Origin of the sequence: Marinitoga piezophila KA3, from assembly GCF_000255135.1 — a bacterium.
GTDB lineage: Bacteria > Thermotogota > Thermotogae > Petrotogales > Petrotogaceae > Marinitoga > Marinitoga piezophila.
In genome coordinates this window covers 155,546-172,243 of sequence record NC_016751.1, presented here as the reverse complement: position 1 = coordinate 172,243, position 16,698 = coordinate 155,546, and the positions used below count along the sequence as shown (strand labels likewise).

At 25.1% G+C, this 16,698-nt stretch carries 11 protein-coding genes; 2 read left to right on the top strand and 9 right to left on the bottom strand.

Annotated elements, in window-relative coordinates:
• Nucleotides 1-10: 10 nt before the first annotated feature.
• The 9 genes from MARPI_RS00850 to MARPI_RS00810 all read right to left on the bottom strand — a co-directional run bounded on the left by MARPI_RS00850 (nt 11) and on the right by MARPI_RS00810 (nt 15,207).
• Nucleotides 11-3,292, bottom strand: a complete 3,282-nt coding sequence (locus tag MARPI_RS00850; protein WP_014295697.1) for a PD-(D/E)XK nuclease family protein — start codon at nt 3,290-3,292, stop codon at nt 11-13.
• A 207-nt stretch (nt 3,293-3,499) separates the two neighbouring features.
• Nucleotides 3,500-5,206, bottom strand: coding sequence for an AAA family ATPase (locus MARPI_RS00845; protein WP_014295696.1), 1,707 nt, complete (start codon nt 5,204-5,206; stop codon nt 3,500-3,502).
• Between the two features lie 191 nt (nt 5,207-5,397).
• A complete protein-coding gene (locus MARPI_RS00840) occupies nt 5,398-5,835 on the bottom strand; it encodes a UPF0158 family protein (RefSeq protein ID WP_050899146.1) in 438 nt (145 codons plus the stop codon).
• A 69-nt stretch (nt 5,836-5,904) separates the two neighbouring features.
• A complete protein-coding gene (locus MARPI_RS00835; protein ID WP_014295694.1) occupies nt 5,905-7,656 on the bottom strand; it encodes an AAA family ATPase in 1,752 nt (583 codons plus the stop codon).
• A 134-nt stretch (nt 7,657-7,790) separates the two neighbouring features.
• A complete protein-coding gene (locus MARPI_RS00830; protein ID WP_014295693.1) occupies nt 7,791-10,664 on the bottom strand; it encodes a type III restriction-modification system endonuclease in 2,874 nt (957 codons plus the stop codon).
• Between the two features lie 2 nt (nt 10,665-10,666).
• A complete protein-coding gene (locus MARPI_RS00825; protein WP_014295692.1) occupies nt 10,667-12,811 on the bottom strand; it encodes a site-specific DNA-methyltransferase in 2,145 nt (714 codons plus the stop codon).
• 198 nt (nt 12,812-13,009) lie between these two features.
• Complete coding sequence (locus MARPI_RS00820; protein WP_014295691.1) at nt 13,010-14,122, bottom strand: hypothetical protein; 1,113 nt, start codon at nt 14,120-14,122, stop codon at nt 13,010-13,012.
• Nucleotides 14,115-14,693 (bottom strand): restriction endonuclease subunit S, encoded by a 579-nt coding sequence (locus MARPI_RS00815; protein ID WP_014295690.1) that lies wholly within the window; start codon nt 14,691-14,693, stop codon nt 14,115-14,117. Before MARPI_RS00815 ends, MARPI_RS00820 begins: the two co-directional genes overlap by 8 nt.
• Nucleotides 14,680-15,207 carry a hypothetical protein gene (locus MARPI_RS00810; RefSeq protein WP_014295689.1) on the bottom strand — a complete coding sequence of 176 codons (528 nt, stop codon included), beginning with the start codon at nt 15,205-15,207 and terminating at the stop codon, nt 14,680-14,682. The genes MARPI_RS00815 and MARPI_RS00810 overlap by 14 nt, the downstream gene beginning before the upstream one ends.
• Before the next feature lie 221 nt (nt 15,208-15,428).
• Between MARPI_RS00810 and MARPI_RS00805 the strand changes: the two genes are divergently transcribed.
• Both MARPI_RS00805 and MARPI_RS00800 read left to right on the top strand, forming a co-directional pair.
• Nucleotides 15,429-16,049: a deoxynucleoside kinase gene (locus MARPI_RS00805; RefSeq protein ID WP_014295688.1), complete on the top strand. Its 621-nt coding sequence runs from the start codon at nt 15,429-15,431 to the stop codon at nt 16,047-16,049.
• The gene (locus tag MARPI_RS00800) at nt 16,049-16,684 is read left to right on the top strand and encodes a deoxynucleoside kinase (RefSeq protein WP_014295687.1); all 636 of its coding nucleotides are present in this window, start codon (nt 16,049-16,051) and stop codon (nt 16,682-16,684) included. Before MARPI_RS00805 ends, MARPI_RS00800 begins: the two co-directional genes overlap by 1 nt.
• Nucleotides 16,685-16,698 lie beyond the last annotated feature (14 nt).

The following is a 16,698-nucleotide window of genomic DNA, read 5'->3' as shown; positions in this document are numbered from 1 at the left end:
CTTCACCTCATTATTTAGATTTACGTTTAGCTTTTAAGTGATCTCTATTTTTTAAATTAATATATTTTCCCAATCCCATAATCTTACATAATGAATAATACTCACATTTTATTGATAATCCGTTAGGATTATCATTACCTTCACATGTATAATATTTTTCATTACTATTTCTCACATTGTATCCTTTTGATTTTAAATAATCTAAAAATCTAAATTTTAGTTTTTCATCATCATTAATAAAAACAGGATAAAATTCTGAATTTTTAATGGCATCTACCACTTCATTAAACCAACTTTCAAATTCTTTTAGTGATATTTGATTATATGAATTTGAATTTCCAGAATATTTTATATACAAATCGTCATTTTTTATTTTAATCCATATTAAAGCGTCAGTTTTATTAAAATCCTTTTCTTTCATTGGAAGGAAGCTCAAAAATACGGATTTTTCTTTTAATTTTTCTTTCCAATCAGAATTGCTTAATAATATATAATAATAAAATAATAATTGTTCACTTTGGAAACTTTTACTATTTTTATAGTCTATTATTGAATATGCTTCCTTTTCTTCTTTACCAACAGGAATCAATTCATTCTTTGACTTGTCAATATCAAAAATCACATCTTCTTCAAGAATATCGATTCTATCAATCCTTGCAAAAAGATCATAATTTTCATATTTACCGGAAACAGGAAATTCACTTTTCAATACTTTTTTGTATTTTACCCTCTTCTTTTGTTCGTCTTTAATCTTTGAATTTTTAAAGTAAATATAAGACTCTATCAATCTTTTTATCGTAAAGATCAAATCCTGTGATATATCCTCAATCTCCACTTCTTTTACAATCTTATACGATTTCAATTCATCTACACCTGAATTATCCCATTCTTCATAAGCAATACTTTTAATTTCTTCATATAATTTTTCTTCGTCTCCAATAAGGCTATAAATGGAATTATATGTTGGATACTTATCAAATAATTTCTTCATTATCTTATGTTTTAAATTACCTACATAGAAAATAGAAAAGTCCTTATTTGCCCCTATTCTTGCTATATATTTCAGATAATATTTAAATGGGCAATCAACATATGTGGATATCTTATTATGACTGATATCCCCAATAGGATATTTGGTATCCAGCACCCAATTATAATTATCCCTTTTCTCTTTTAATTTTTCAATTTCTGAAATAACTTCATTAATTTCATCAAGGTCGGACTCTAAATTATTATATGCAAAATATAAAGCTGCCTGTTCGAGAGAATAAATTTCGTCCGTGTTTTCAGGAATAATCTCTTCGCTTTTTATAGCAAAAGGATACTCTCTAATTTCAAATAATTTTTCAAAATCCTTTTCATATGAGGAACCAAGGATTTCTTCTCCTGATAATGTGGCTTTTGGATATGTAAATATCACATTATCAGCAAAAAGCATTGAGATAAACATATTTTCTCTGAATTGTAACTCAGAGATTTTTGAGTAATTATTTTCTTTTGTAATAGACGATAATAATGGATTTATATGTATAGAAGGATAATTCATATCCGTAAATGAAACAAAGATTTTATACTTTTTATGTACAAACCTGGAATCATTAAGTGAAAATATTTCCACTGTATTGGAATATTTTTCTGAAATTCTGTATTTTTCTGTTTCTATTAAACTGGAAAGAATATTATAGAACTTTGAAAGTTTTATTTTTCCAGGTATTAAATGTTCCAGATTTTTTTCTAATGTAAGCAGCAGTTCATGAAATTTATACAATGCATTTAATTCACTTTCAACCTTATCAATATTTTCTACTTTTATTCTTCCTTCTTTAATCCATGTATTTAAAAGTTCCCTATAATATGTAAGCTCAAAATCGTTTTTATCTATTTCTTCCAGTAAATCAAACAATGTTTCAAGTATCTTCTCTAATTCTTCCAATTCGGCTCTCTGTAATTCCAATCTTTCTTTTTCATCGGAATCAATTAATTCTTTATCTATTTCTTTAAGACGCTTTGAAACAACGCTCAACCACTTTTCTTTTCTCGATTTCAAAGTTGCTTTTGGAAAGTCATAATAAAGGTTTAATGTTTTTAAAAGCGATTCTATTTCATCAATTGATAATGAACGTTCTCCGCCATAACCTGCTTCTATTAATGCAAGCAAATCTTCAACCTCATAACCGGAATATTTTGTTTTTAATGGCAATAATAATTTAGATACCATTACACTTTCTGAAAGTGGCATATCGTTTTTTAATCTATATGGAACCTTTAATTCTTCAAAAAATTCTGCAAATGCATTGGCAGTTTGTGAATCTGGAACAATTATTCCGAAATCATCAGGTTGATAATTCTCGTATATTATTTTTCTTTTTATTTCTTTTGCAATATTTTCAATTTCAAGAACAGTATTCTTAAACACGCCCTTTTGAAAAGTTGTATTTAAAAATAATTCCTTTAAACTTTCCTTTTTATAATTTCCAGAAAAACCTTCATTTTTCAGGAAATAAAGAATATTTTCAAGACTTTCAAACGACTCATCATCAATAGGATTCCACGCAAAAAAGATTACATTATCAAACAGATTAAACAATGTTTTTAATACTTTATTTAATATTGGAGGAATATCAAAAAATCCACTTATAACAAGTGTTTTTCCAAGTTTTTTTTCAATTTCAGGCAATTCCTTATAGAACCATTTATAAATACTAATCTGATCATAATTTTTCCCATTGTTTTTTGAATCGTCAAAAGTTGTATTTAAGATATCTTCTAATTTTTCTTCAAGATGTTTATACAGTTTAAAGAGATTATTATCACTTTCCATATCTTTATCTATTTCTGAATACAACGGATGATTTTCAATAAGTTTTTCATCTTCAATTCTAGATATTTCCCATTTCTTTTCGAAGATTTCAAGCAAATATTCAATGGCCTGTTTTGATTTTGCAAGTGTTTTTACATATTTTCTAAACTCTATATTATTTTTTTCTTTTTCAATTAAATCTTCTAATTCCTTGGCGATATAGGCTTTTAAAAAATCTCTGTCTATAAAAAGGGAAGTTGGCTCATATCTTCTAAACATCTCAACAGCATATTGATTTATAACCCTAAATGCATCTCTATTGATAGTCTTATCAACTTTTCTTGCAACACTTTCTGCAATTTGCTTTACATAATCACCAGAAGGTCCTAAAAAGAGAAAATTCATAGGATCTTTCTCATATAAAGGCAATATAAACTCAGCAATTTCATCAAAGTGATTTTTATTTAAATTAATTAACTTCAACTCTTTCATATCATTCCCCCGTTTTTATAGAATTTTTTATATTATCCTGATTTTCATTAATTTTATTATTTCACTTCCTCAACAAACTTAGCTTCTTTTCCAACAAAGATTATTATGAATTTTTTTTGCTATATTAAAATTATACCATACTAAAATTATAAAAAGCCCTTCCGAATTTTGTCGGAAGGGGGATATAATAAATCTTTTATAGAATCCTTATTTAATTACAATCTCAACCTCTTTCTTATCAAAAGCAATAGCAACTTTTATTATTTTTTCTATTCCATAACTCTTGATTTCTGCTTCATAATTCTTTTCTTCTATTTGTTTCATTCCTTTTTCTGCACATTCTTTTAAGTTTTTATCTTCGTCTATATCTAATTTTTTGAATTCAAATATTATTCCTGGCTTGCTTTTCTCTTTTGGAATCAGTATTAAATCTGCTCTTCCGTATCCTGATTCTCTATTGCTTTTTATTATATATTCTCTTTGTAACCCCACACTCATTCCCAATATAAGTCCATGGTAAAATCTTTCAGGTTCTTCTCCGCTTACATCAAAATAACTTAATGTTCCTTCTACTATCTTTTTAAATTCCTCTTCAAACTTTTTTTTCTTATTATTTGTTAGCAACCAGATTATACTCTTATAATCTATTCTATTTTCTTCTAATATATTCACCACTGTTCTTTCAAAGAAGCCTTTTGTCTCTTTGTTTGTTATTCTCAATGTATATTCTGGATTTTCTTCATCTCCTTTTTTATCTATCCAGGTTAAATATCCAGTAAATAGAAATAATGTCCATACACTTTCTTCTACATTGACATTTAAATCTCCATATACCAAATTTTCATTTATTGTTGTTGTTACTGTTCCACCTTCTATTAAATCATACATCTTTGCTTTTATTTCTGCTGTTCCTTTTGCTATTAAATCCTTTATTAATTTATTCCCGCTGGTGTTTATCCAATAATTCTTTATTTTCTTTTCATATAATAAATTCATTATTGAATATGGATTATATATTTCCAATCCTCCAAAATTAAATCCATTATACCATTCTATTATCTTTTCTTCTTCATATTCCATACCATAATATTTCAAAGCTTCATGTAATTCTTCTTTTGTCATTCCGAATTTGTCATTGAATAATTCACTTAATACTGTTGATACTTGAAGATTATTTACTCCAGTGAATATGCTTTCTTTTGCCACTCTTGTTATTCCTGTTAATACTGCTTTTTCCAAATACTCATTATCTTTTAATGCGCTTCCAAGCATATTTCCTATGAAGTTTATGAATTCATTGTAATATCCATTTAGATATGATTGTTGTATTGGTGTGTCGTATTCGTCTATTAATAATATTACCTTTTTACCATGATGCTTGTAAATAAATTCTGTTAGATTTTTTAATGAAGATTCAAATATTGTATCTTCTTTTGCATCTTTCTCTTCATCTGTTTTTCCTGGAATTTCCTCTAATTCTAACAATTGTTTTATATATCTTTTTTCCAGTATATTTAATTTATCGCTTTCCAGTAAATATAGATGTTCTGAATATATCTTTCTTATTAATGCTTTTACTTCTATTTTCATTGAAAGTAATTTATCTTTTTTTGTGTCTTTAAAGGTTATAAATATAACAGGATATTTATTTAAATACTTTTCTATTATTTCCTTTTCATTCCAAATTTTTAAATCTTTAAATAAATTCTCACTGTTTTCTTTCATTGAAAAGAAATGTTCTAACATGCTCATGTTTAATGTTTTTCCAAATCTCCTTGGTCGAGTGATTAATATTACATCTCCACCTTCTAATATATCTTTTATAAGCATACTTTTATCTACAAAATACATATTGTTTTTTATTAAACTTTTAAAATCGCTTTTTCCGAGAGGAAGTTTCTTCAATTTTTCCATTCTTTCACCCCCACGGTGTTATTATACCATACTAAAATTATAAAAATCCCTTCCGTGCTTTGTCGGAAGGGGATTTTTAATTTTTAATTAAATATTTTTTTGTTATTTGTTTATAACCAACATACATAAATTCCCACGAATATATAAATCTATCCATTTTACAAATTCACTTTTATGTTAAATTTTATTTTTCATTCCTCATATTCTATTCCGTGTTTTTCACACCATTCTATAGCGATTTCTTTATATTTTTCTGTTTTATAATCGAACCATTTTTCTCTTAGACCTAATCTAAAAATTTCATTTTTGAATCTTCTAAATGCTCCTCTACCTCTAATTGCATTTAATAATATTTCAGAAGTTTCGTCATCAACCATATAAATAGAAAACTTTTTCATGATCATATATTCATGAATGTCATATTGTGATGGTATTGGAATATAATTTTCCGGATGACTTAATATATCCTCTGCCAATTTTAATTGTTCCTTTTCCCATTCATCGGCTTTTGAATATATATTATCATAATCATCATCCTCAGCATCTTGAAGATATTCGTCTTCAATCATAATAAATTCTCCATTTTTTTTGTTATAATATGTAGTTGTTTCCGCCATTTGAATTTCCATTTCTCCAATAAGATCATTTATATTAACTTTAATAATATCCCCCCTTTTTTTACTATATTTTACATTCTTTTATTCCACCTCTTCAACCAACTTAGCTTCTTTCCCAACAAAGATTATTATGAATTTTTTCATTTTCTCATTTTTTGAATTTAATTCATATGATTTTTTGTATCTTTCTATCTGTTCTCTCGCCTGAACGATTTTTTCCTTGAATTTACTTTCGGTATATTCGTTCTGTTTTATGTATTTTATTTCTATTATCGCTTCATATGGCACTTCTTCATATCTTTTGAATATTGCTATATCTACATATCCGCCTTCTACTGGATATTCCATTTTTACCATTGCTAATGAGGTTAATACTAAATAACTATACATGAGTATTTTTATATATTTTTCATCAAATCCCATGAATATTCTATTATCCAGTTTCTTTAATATATTTTCTATCTCTTTTACAAATGGTTCTATTGTTCCTTCTGATAATAGACTTATTATTGCATCTTCTATTTTACCGGTGTCTATTATATCCGTTAGTTTTTCTTCTATATATTCTGTGAAATAATCTGAGAATATCTTTCGCATTGAGTAATTTGGTATTTTTAAATATGTTCTTATTCCTTCTCTTTCAAATGTCATAAATCCAAGATAAAATAATAATGATTTTATGTCTTTTGTTTCTATCCTTTTTCCTGGATTGAATATTGTTGTGAGTTCCGGTAAGGTTGTTTTTCCTGTTAATAGTATTTCATTTAATAATTCTCCTATTATCCTTTTTGCACTTTCTTTTTCTCTTTCTTCTTTTGACAAATCTTTATTATTTTCTATCGCTACTCCTAGTAATTCCCCTAAATCAAATAGGTTTTGTACTTTTTTATAATCACTTAATATGTTGTCGTCTATTATTTTTTCCGGTGGTTTTTTCCCCCTTTGATATTTTATTATGAAATAAAATACCATATCAGGGTTATATACTGTTTCTTTTGCATCTGGATTGAACTTATAGCCATTATAATTTTCTTCCATTTCTTTAAGTAATTTATCTGAATATATTTCATAATATTTTAATAATTCAATTACCTCTTCTTTTGTAAATCCAAGCATTCTATTAAATTCTTTTTCTAAGGTTATATTCATTGTAATATTAAATCCACTGGTTAATGAGTCAAGCATAATAGGGCTTACCCCTGTCATGAATATTCTTTTTATTATTGTTTTTGTTCCTTTTTTGATTTCTTCATAGAATTTCCTTACAAATCCGTGTTTCGTTACGCTATCTCTAAACAAGTCAAGATTAAAACTCAATAATTCATTGGCAAAGTGATCATATTCATCTATTAATAAATATATTGGTTTGTCTAAAATATCTTTCGTATCAGTTAAAAAAGCTCTTATTATATCTGCTGGTTCACTATATTCTTCTTTTATTGTTAATTCTAAATTATATCTATTATTGAAATCTACAAGTGAAGCTATTACATTATTTTTAAAACTTTTTATTAATATATCCTTGTTTTCTGTTTGTATTCCTGAGAAATCCATATATAATATGTAATATTCATTTTTTAATGGTGTTGGATTTTTGCCGATATATAAATCTCCAAATAATTCTTCAAATTTATTTTTATAATTGATATCATAATATTTTCCAAGTGTATCTAAAAACAATGTTTTTCCAAACTTTCTTGGCCTTAAAAATACTATATATTTTTCATCTAAATTTTCTAACTTTTCTATATATTCTGTTCTATCTATATAATAATAATTATCTTTTCTTAATCTTTCAAAATTTTGTTCTCCATATGGTATTTTCTTTTTCATTTACCCCACCTCTTAAAAAGTATTATGGATTTTCTTTGCTATATTAAAATTATACCATACTAAAATTATAAAAAGCCCTTCCGAATTTTGTCGGAAGGGAAATTCTAAATTTTTAAAATAGTTAAGTTTCAATATTAAATATCTTTATAAATTTCTTTTATTAAATTTGCTATGTCGTCATCTTTAAATTGAGTTTTAAATTTAATTTTTATAGTATCTCCAAAAAATTTCTCTGCATGTTTTATTTTTATTCTTTCTTCATCTCTTAAACTATCTTTATCAGTATCCTTTGTTTCTACAATAAAATACATCTTCTTTTGGCCATTTTCATAATCTAAAACATATGCAAAATCCGGGGAATATGTTTTTCCACCAGCTATCGGTATTTTTATGGAGTTTTTAGGAATTTTTGTAAAAACAATTATTTCTTTTATTTCTTTTTTTATATTTTCTCTTTCCAAATCTGAATCATAAAATAATTCTTCAAATAAATAATCATCAGAAACTTGTTCTTCCGAATAGAAAATTCCAATATCAGAGGAATCAATTTCTTTTTTAACCATCCCATCAGAATTAGTAATTTTAGTTGGATGAATTGAACCAGTAACCTTCTGATATTCTATACTAAATTTATTTAATGCATTAAACATTAAATAATTATCAAATTTTTGTTTGAATAATCTAATTGTAGTTTGATTAAGATATTTATTCATTTCTATTTCGGCTTCTACAAAAGCATTATGCAAAGTTTTTATATTTATATATAATTTTTTAGATAATTCTTTCAGAAATTCCTCATAACTCATTGTTTGAATAAAACTATTTTCTTCACCATAAATTGAAATTTCTTCATTTACCATTGCTTCATAATTTTCAAAATTTAATTTTTTAATTTTTTCTTGAAAAATTTCTGGTTTAAAAGGGTCATATTTTTTTAAAAAATCCAAAAATATTTCCTTGAATTGTTCTTCATTTTTTATTTTATATTCAAGTATAACCTTTTCATTAAGCTTTTCCCAAAGCTCCTTTAATAATGGATATTTTTCAACTCTTATTTTTACTTTTTTCTTGAATTCAGTATCTTTTTTTATTTTATTAGAATTAACTCCATTAAATATAAGAGGATAATTTTTTTTAATATATTCAAATCCATTCTCTTTAAATTTATTAGTTCTTGTTATAACATTATTTTTATCTAAAGTTTCTAATAACTCTTCTTCACTAATTTTATAAATTTTACAGATTCTTTTAATCATTACATCATCAAGTTTTTCAGGTTTATCCTCTCTCGAAATAGCTCCTGATTTATCATTTATTTCTTTAACTAACTTTTCCACAAAATCATTTTCAGTAAAATCTACAAAATAATGTAAATAGAATTGTTCATTTTTAACTCTGTTACCATATTGATTCACAGGCAATCTTAATCCTCTTCCAACTTCTTGTAATTTGGAAATTTCTGAACCACTACTTCTTAATTTACATATTTGAAAAACATTAGGGTTATCCCAACCTTCCCTTAAAGTCCATTTTGAAAATATAAATCTTCTTGGATTTTCCAAATCTAATATTGCTTGTTTATCATGTAATATTTCATTTACTTCTTTTTCGATAACTTCATCATTTTCCCTTTTATCTGCAGCGAAATATCCACCATGGGTTTTTGAAATATCTTCTAAAGTTTTTTTTAGATAATTTCTATAAAATTCATTTTTTTCTTTCTTTAATAATTCTTTTACTTCTACTTCAACATAATTTTCAAGTGTTTTTCTAATATAACCTTCTTTATTTCTATATTCATCAATATTATCTATAAAAAATAAAGTTAACGGCTTTATTTTTATATTTCTTGTAAGATATTCTTTTTCTAATTTGAAATGATTTTTAACAGCTTCTTTGATCATTATTTCTTGCAATTTTTCAGCATAGGAATAAGGATTTATTTTATCTCCTTTTTTAAGTTCTAAACCATTAGATAAAATAATAGTATTTTCATTTAATTTTTCAATAATTAAATTCTTCATTGCAGGATGTATTTTTTCAAGACTTTCATTTTTTATTAATTTAAAAATTTTTTTTGAACTACCTTTTTTGGTTAATTCAAATGTCGCTTCTTTTCCATTTGAATTTACAAATCTAACAAATACATTTTTCCCATCTTCAAATTCTGTAATATGAGCAATAACCCCTTTTACCAAATTTCTATTAAATGCTTCTGCTGCTGTAAGTGTATATATTAAATTTTCATATTCCTTAAAAGTTGCTCCAAATCTTAAAATGAATTGTGGCTTCATTTTTTCTCGAATATTCTTCCAAGTTTTATTAGATTTATCGAATTTATGTGGTTCATCAATAATCATAAAAGGATTTACTGAAGCAATTGCATCAAATGGTACTGAATATTTATCTAATAAAGTTTTATCATAACTTTTTTTCATAGTTGGAGAATTTATCATTCCTAGATTAATAATAAGAACATGTATTTTATCTTTTTCAAATCTTCCAGCATTTACAAAATTACTAACAGCTTGTGGCATATATAATTTTTTATTTTTATTAGATTTTTGACTCGCTACAACATGTAATTCAATAATTTTTCCATATTGATCTTTAAAATGTTCTCTTGCACTTTCTGATCTTAAAAAATTTATTGTTCCAGCTTTAATTGCTATTGTTGGAACAACTATAATAAATTTAAAAATTCCATATAACTTATTGAGTTCAAAAATAGTTTTTGTATATGTATATGTTTTTCCAGTTCCCGTTTCCATCATAATATCTATAATATTACTTTTTCCTTTCACATTTCTTTTAATATCATTTTGTTCTTGAATACTTCCAATATTATTTACGTAACTAAAATTTGTATCTTTATTGAAAATAGGATTAACATATTCTTTTTCTATTCCAAATGGTTCTATTATCTCAACACCTTTAAAAACGTTAATAATAGATTCTACAGCACGATTTTGATGTTCTAAATTTTTTTCAAAATGAAATCTCATCATATTTAATACCTCACTATAAACTCAATATTATCTGCACTTTCTTTTTTATTGATATAATTTTTTAGATTTTCTGCAATTTCTCTCAACACTTTACTTTCAAAATGATATCCAAATGCTATTATTTTCAAAGGATTAAAGTTTGGATTTTCATCTATTTCTTCTAATAATTTTTTTAAATTTTCCGTTTTAAATTCCTTATTTATAAGATAAAGAATTCCTTTTTCATGATGGTAATAACTTTTATATCCATCAAGATCAAGTTCTTTTAAATCTTCTGTTAAAATTATTCCGTCATATAGTTTCCATGTAGTAAGAAGTGTTTTTAAATCATCATTAGTTAACTTATTCTCATCAAATAATTTTATTTTTGGATTAAATTCTTTAGCATTAATTTTATAACTTTCCCATTTTCCTTCATTATTTGGAATAGTTTCAAATATTTTAAATCCTAAATCTTGATTTTTTATATTATTCACTTTTTTTTCTAATTTATTTATTTCTTCATTGAGTATTATTATCTTTTCCTCATCTTTTTTATTTTTCTTTTTTTTGTTTATTATTTTTTCTAATTCTTCCTTTTTATTTTTCAATTCATTTTCAACATCTTCTTTTATTTTTTTAGCTGCTCTAATTAACCTTTCTTTTGTTATATCAAAAATAGTAGGATTATCTACCTTAAGTTCATTTTTTACAAAATCATAAGCAGTTTTGTTTTTCTTTTCCTCAATCGGCTCTGGTAATTGAACCAAAATATATTTTCTATTACCCCCATCTTCTGCATTTAGTTGCATTACTGCATCGCCTGTCGTTCCAGAACCGGAAAAGAAGTCTAAAATAAGAAAATCTTTTTCTTCAAAAAGCGTAATTAATAACTTAATGAAAGAAGGATTTTTAGGATTATCAAAAATTTTTTTATCTTTGCCATTTGGTATTCCAAAAAGATTATTAAGATATGTTCCTGCAGTTTCTGTTTTTAAATCAATTTCATCAGTATTTTTTAAAATACTTTTTATTCTAATAAAAGTATTAAAATCTTTCTCATAAATAGAATTCTCTTTAAAAATTAAAGAATTGGTTTCAAATAATTCTTTAAATTTTGAAGATGTATATGTATTTTCTATAAATTTGCCATTTTTTGTTGAGATATATCTTTTATATCCCTGTTGTATCAATTTTACATCTATAGTATTAATATTTTCTTCTTTTTTTATAACAATTTTTTTCTCGCTTTCATTGTAATAAACCGTATAATGTTTATCAGAATTAACTGACACTTCTTTATTTGAACTCTCACCAACAATAACTCTTTTTCCATGAGTATAGTATCTTCCAAATTCATCCACTTTTAATTCTGTTTTTAATTTAGGAAGATTTTCTATAAAATAACTTTCACCTTTATTTTTTGCATAAATTAAACAATAATCATTTGAAATTGAAACAAAATTAGAATTTTTTCTACCTTTAGGATTGTTTTCAACGGATAACAATGCAATAAAATTTTCTTCCCCAAAAATTTCATCCATTAAAATTTTTAGTTGTGCAACTTCATTATCATCAATACTCACAAAAATAACTCCATCTTCTCTCAAAAATTGCCTAGCTATGTAAAGTCTTGGATACATAAAAGTAAGCCATGCAGAATGTGAATTACTTTTACTATTTACAAAATCCAAAATTCTTTTTGCTTTTTCTTCAGAAATTCCTGCTAATTTAGACAATTCTTCCTTTGAAAATTTTCTGTCATCCTGATATACAAAATCATCTTTTCCTGTATTATACGGTGGATCGATATATATCATTTTTATTTTTTCTCTATATGCATTTAAAAGATGTTTTAATACTTCTAAATTATCACCTTTTATAAGAAGATTTTGTGATTTTCTATTTTCTTCTTTCGAATTAAATTCTTCATCTTCTTTTATAAAAGTTCTAACAGGCTCATGAGTTAATACTCTCGCATAACTTTTTCCAAGCCATTCAAGACTGTAACTCTCTTTTGATAAGTTAATTTCATTTATTTTTATTTCTTCTTTAAACTTTTCTAAATTAAAATTACCTTCTTTATCAAAACATTGAGGGAAATACTTTTTTAAAATATAAATATTATCCGGAAGATTTTGTTCAAAAATATTTTCTTCGTTAATCATAATTTCCTCCTTCATAAATTTGTTTTCAAAAATAGTATATTCAAAAATCCTAAAAAATTATACCATATTTTTATATAAATTTCATCCTATAACATTCCAACATCTAAGTTTAACTATAAAACAATATCAACTTTTATTATTTTTTATATTTCACAGCTTTTTATTTCTGTTTCGTAATTTTTTATCTTTTTAAAATAATTATTCTTTATATAACTCTGATAATAACTCCAGCGTTTTTAGACCTATTTCTTTTTGTTTTTTTTCTGAGTATTCTGTTTCAAGGAGTATTTTTATTTTTTCGATATCTTCTTTTATTTTTTCGTTTGTGAATTGATAGTTTTGAATATCAAAAGAGAAGTTATGGTTTATAACTTCTTTTTCTTTTATTTCTATTTTATCTGTTTTTCCTGATTGGTTTGTATTGATTATTATTATATTTTCTGTTTTTTTATTTGGGTTTATTAGATAGATGTATAATTCATTTTTGCCATTTATTTTTATCATTTTTTCAATGTTTTTTGAGTATTGACTGTTGTTTTCGTGGAATCGTTTTGCACAATTTTCCGAGTCAAAGATAAGTATTTTTTTGGTATTTAATTTTATTTCTTTTTCGCATTTTTTATTGAATAAGGAAATAAAATCTATTTCTGTATTTATTTTTTCTGATTTAATTTCATTAGCCTGAATAAGGTATTTGTATATTTCAAAGATTATCTTTTTTTCAGCGGTTTCTGGGTTATATAAAATTGAAATTTTTTCCGGTAAAATTCCTGTTAAATAAGGATTTGTGATGTGAACATTCTCATTAGATGTAATTGTTTCTGCTAATGCTTTTTTTAGTTCTTTGAGTTTTATACTTATGAATATATGCAAGTCCTCATTTTCATTGTTTCTTATATTCCTTTGCAAATTTCTTTCTGGAAGCGTATTTAACGTATCAAGGAATGTATTTATAATTTCATTATATGTTCCTCTTAATATATTTTTTGAAAAATCAAGATTGTTTAATAATCTAAATACTTTTGTTCTTGATTCATCGGGAATATCTGGAATATTTTCTGCATTTTCAATAAAGGATAGTTGTTTTTTTATCTGTTCAAAAAAGTTTTCCGAGTTTAAGAGTGAAATTTCTATATTTTCTGTTTTTTCAATTAATTCATGTTTTTGAGTTATGTAATCTTTTTCTGTTTTTAAGTCGTATAGGAATTTATAAAATGCTATTAAATGCGTTTGTGTCTGGATTAATTCCAGATTTTTTGAATCCGAATGTTGCCATATATTTTTCAGTATTTCCGCTATTGTTTTATACATTTAAATCACTCCATACTTTTAAGAATATTGTTTTGTCTATTAGCTCTTCTTTTAGCAGGAGGCTTTTTAGTTTTAATTCTTTTTCTTTTTCAAAGTTTTTTACAATTTCTATTATTTGCTTTTGTATTTCAAGCGGGGGTAATGTTAATTCAAAATCTTCAAGTGTTTTTTTCTTAATAACTTTAATTATCTTACCAACACGTCTTTCTTCAAAATATCTTTTTGCATATTCATTGTTTAATATTATTGTGAGAAATTCTGGAAGTATTTTATCAGAATTGATTCTAATATTAAAAAAGAATTGTGCAGAAATGAGATTTGGAATGTCTTTATCAATATGGACAGCAAAGATATTTGAACCTTTTGCGCTGAAGATTATGTCGTTTTTCTTTAAGAGATATTTTTCTATGTTTCTATTTTTATTATACACAGCTTTTGACAGTTTTTCTATCTCTATTTTGTTTTTTGTTATTGATGAAAGTTTTATATAATTAAGATTGCCCTCAGGTGTTTCTTCTACCTGAGGTGATAAAAAAATATTTGATATTTCCTTTAATTTAATCTTTTTCATCGCCCCACCTCTTTTCTTTATCAGGATATTGATATACATCACTAACTTCTACTACATTGTCATCATCATCTAAATTTAAATCAATACCAAATGAACCTTTATGCATAACAAATACCTTTTTTTCCTCATTCTCTAATACAATTACATCTCCTTCATCATAATATTGTTCTATAATTTTCACTTCCCCATTTTTTAGTCTCTTAATCCTTCTATATAACTCTCTTACATAAACTCTTTCATTATTGGTTTTATATACTTTATACATCGTTATTGCTTCTGTTCCATCATCTAAAATCTTTGGAGGGGTTGTAACTTCATATGGCTCTACATTAAAATCAAGAAAAGGATATTCCTCTTTTTTGGCTTCACTATAATAAACTTCAGGATACTCATCAGATGGATCAAATTTTATTAGTTCTAACATTCCACTACTACCATAACCATCTAGTAATGGATAAAAACCGTCTTTTATAAATATACCAAATGTTTCAAATGAGATAAAATCTAAATCCATATTATCCCTCCTTTATTTTTTACAGTATATATTATACTGTAATTTTTATAATTTGTCAAGTACTATAATATTTTTATTTTAAGTTGCTATGTATAGTATTTGAGAAATTAATAACTACTATATATAGATATCTTAATGAAAATTAAAGATTTTTTCAATATTTCTTTTATATAATGATAGAGCATTAATGAATTTATTTTATTGAATATTGAGGTGGCATGATGGAAGAGATTTTGGCATATTTTAAGGATAAACAGTTAAGAATTAATATCGAAGGGAATATTGGAAGTGGAAAGACAACGCTTGCTAATGCTATTTTTTATAAAATTAATGCTGATGAGTTGATTTTAGAAGAATTTGAAAATAATCCTTATCTTCCATTATTATATAAGAATGAAGATGTAGGATTTCAAACAGAAATGTTTTTTCTTGTTTCAAGATACAAGCAATATCACAGGAATAATGATTCAAGATTAATTGTTTCTGATTATGATATGTTAAAGAATAAGATTTTTGCCGATATTACAATTACCAATCCAAAGGAGAAATATAAGTTTTTCAAGATTTATGATATTTTAACTGAGGATATTAAGAAACCTGATGTTCTTATTTATATTGATACCGATGTGGATACTGTTATTGAAAGAATTAAAAAGAGAAATAGGGATATGGAGAAGGTCATTGCAAAGGAATATCTGGAATTGGTTGATAGAGGTTATAAGGAATATTTTTCTAATGAGAAGGATTTTCTTTATATTGACGGAAATAATTTTAATGTTTTTGATGAAAAACAGTTAAAAGAAGTTTTATTAAAAATAATAAATTATCTGGAGGGAAAATAATGGGAAAGATGATAGTTTTGGCCGGGAATGTTGGTGCTGGAAAATCTACATTTACAAGAGTTCTTTCAGAAAGGCTTGGTTTTACACCATATTATGAATCTGTTGCTGATAATCCATTTTTAGAAGATTTTTATAAGGACCAAAAGAAATGGTCATATCATTTACAAACCTTTTTCCTTTTTCATCGATTTAATAGTATTAAGGATATAATCGATAGCGGTACAGATGCTATTTTAGATAGATCAATATACGAAGATGCAGAGATTTTTGCAAAAAATCTTTATTTAACAGGTAAGATGAGCGAAAGGGAATATAAGACATACACTCAAATATTTTATACTATGCTTGAATTTTTAAAAAAGCCTGATTTATTGATATACATTAAAACAAGTGTGGATACTGTTGTTAAAAGAATTGCTAAAAGAGGAAGAGAAATGGAGATGCAGGTTCCTATTGAATATTGGCAGCAACTTGATAATTTATATAAAGACTGGATTGATAATTATGATGAATCAAAGATTTATGTTGTTGATGGTGATGAAATAGATATTGTAGAGAATCCAGAATATATAGATAAAATTGTTAATGATATAAATGAGATACTCAATATAAATGAAGTTGATGAAGTAATATAAAACCGGAAGCTTAA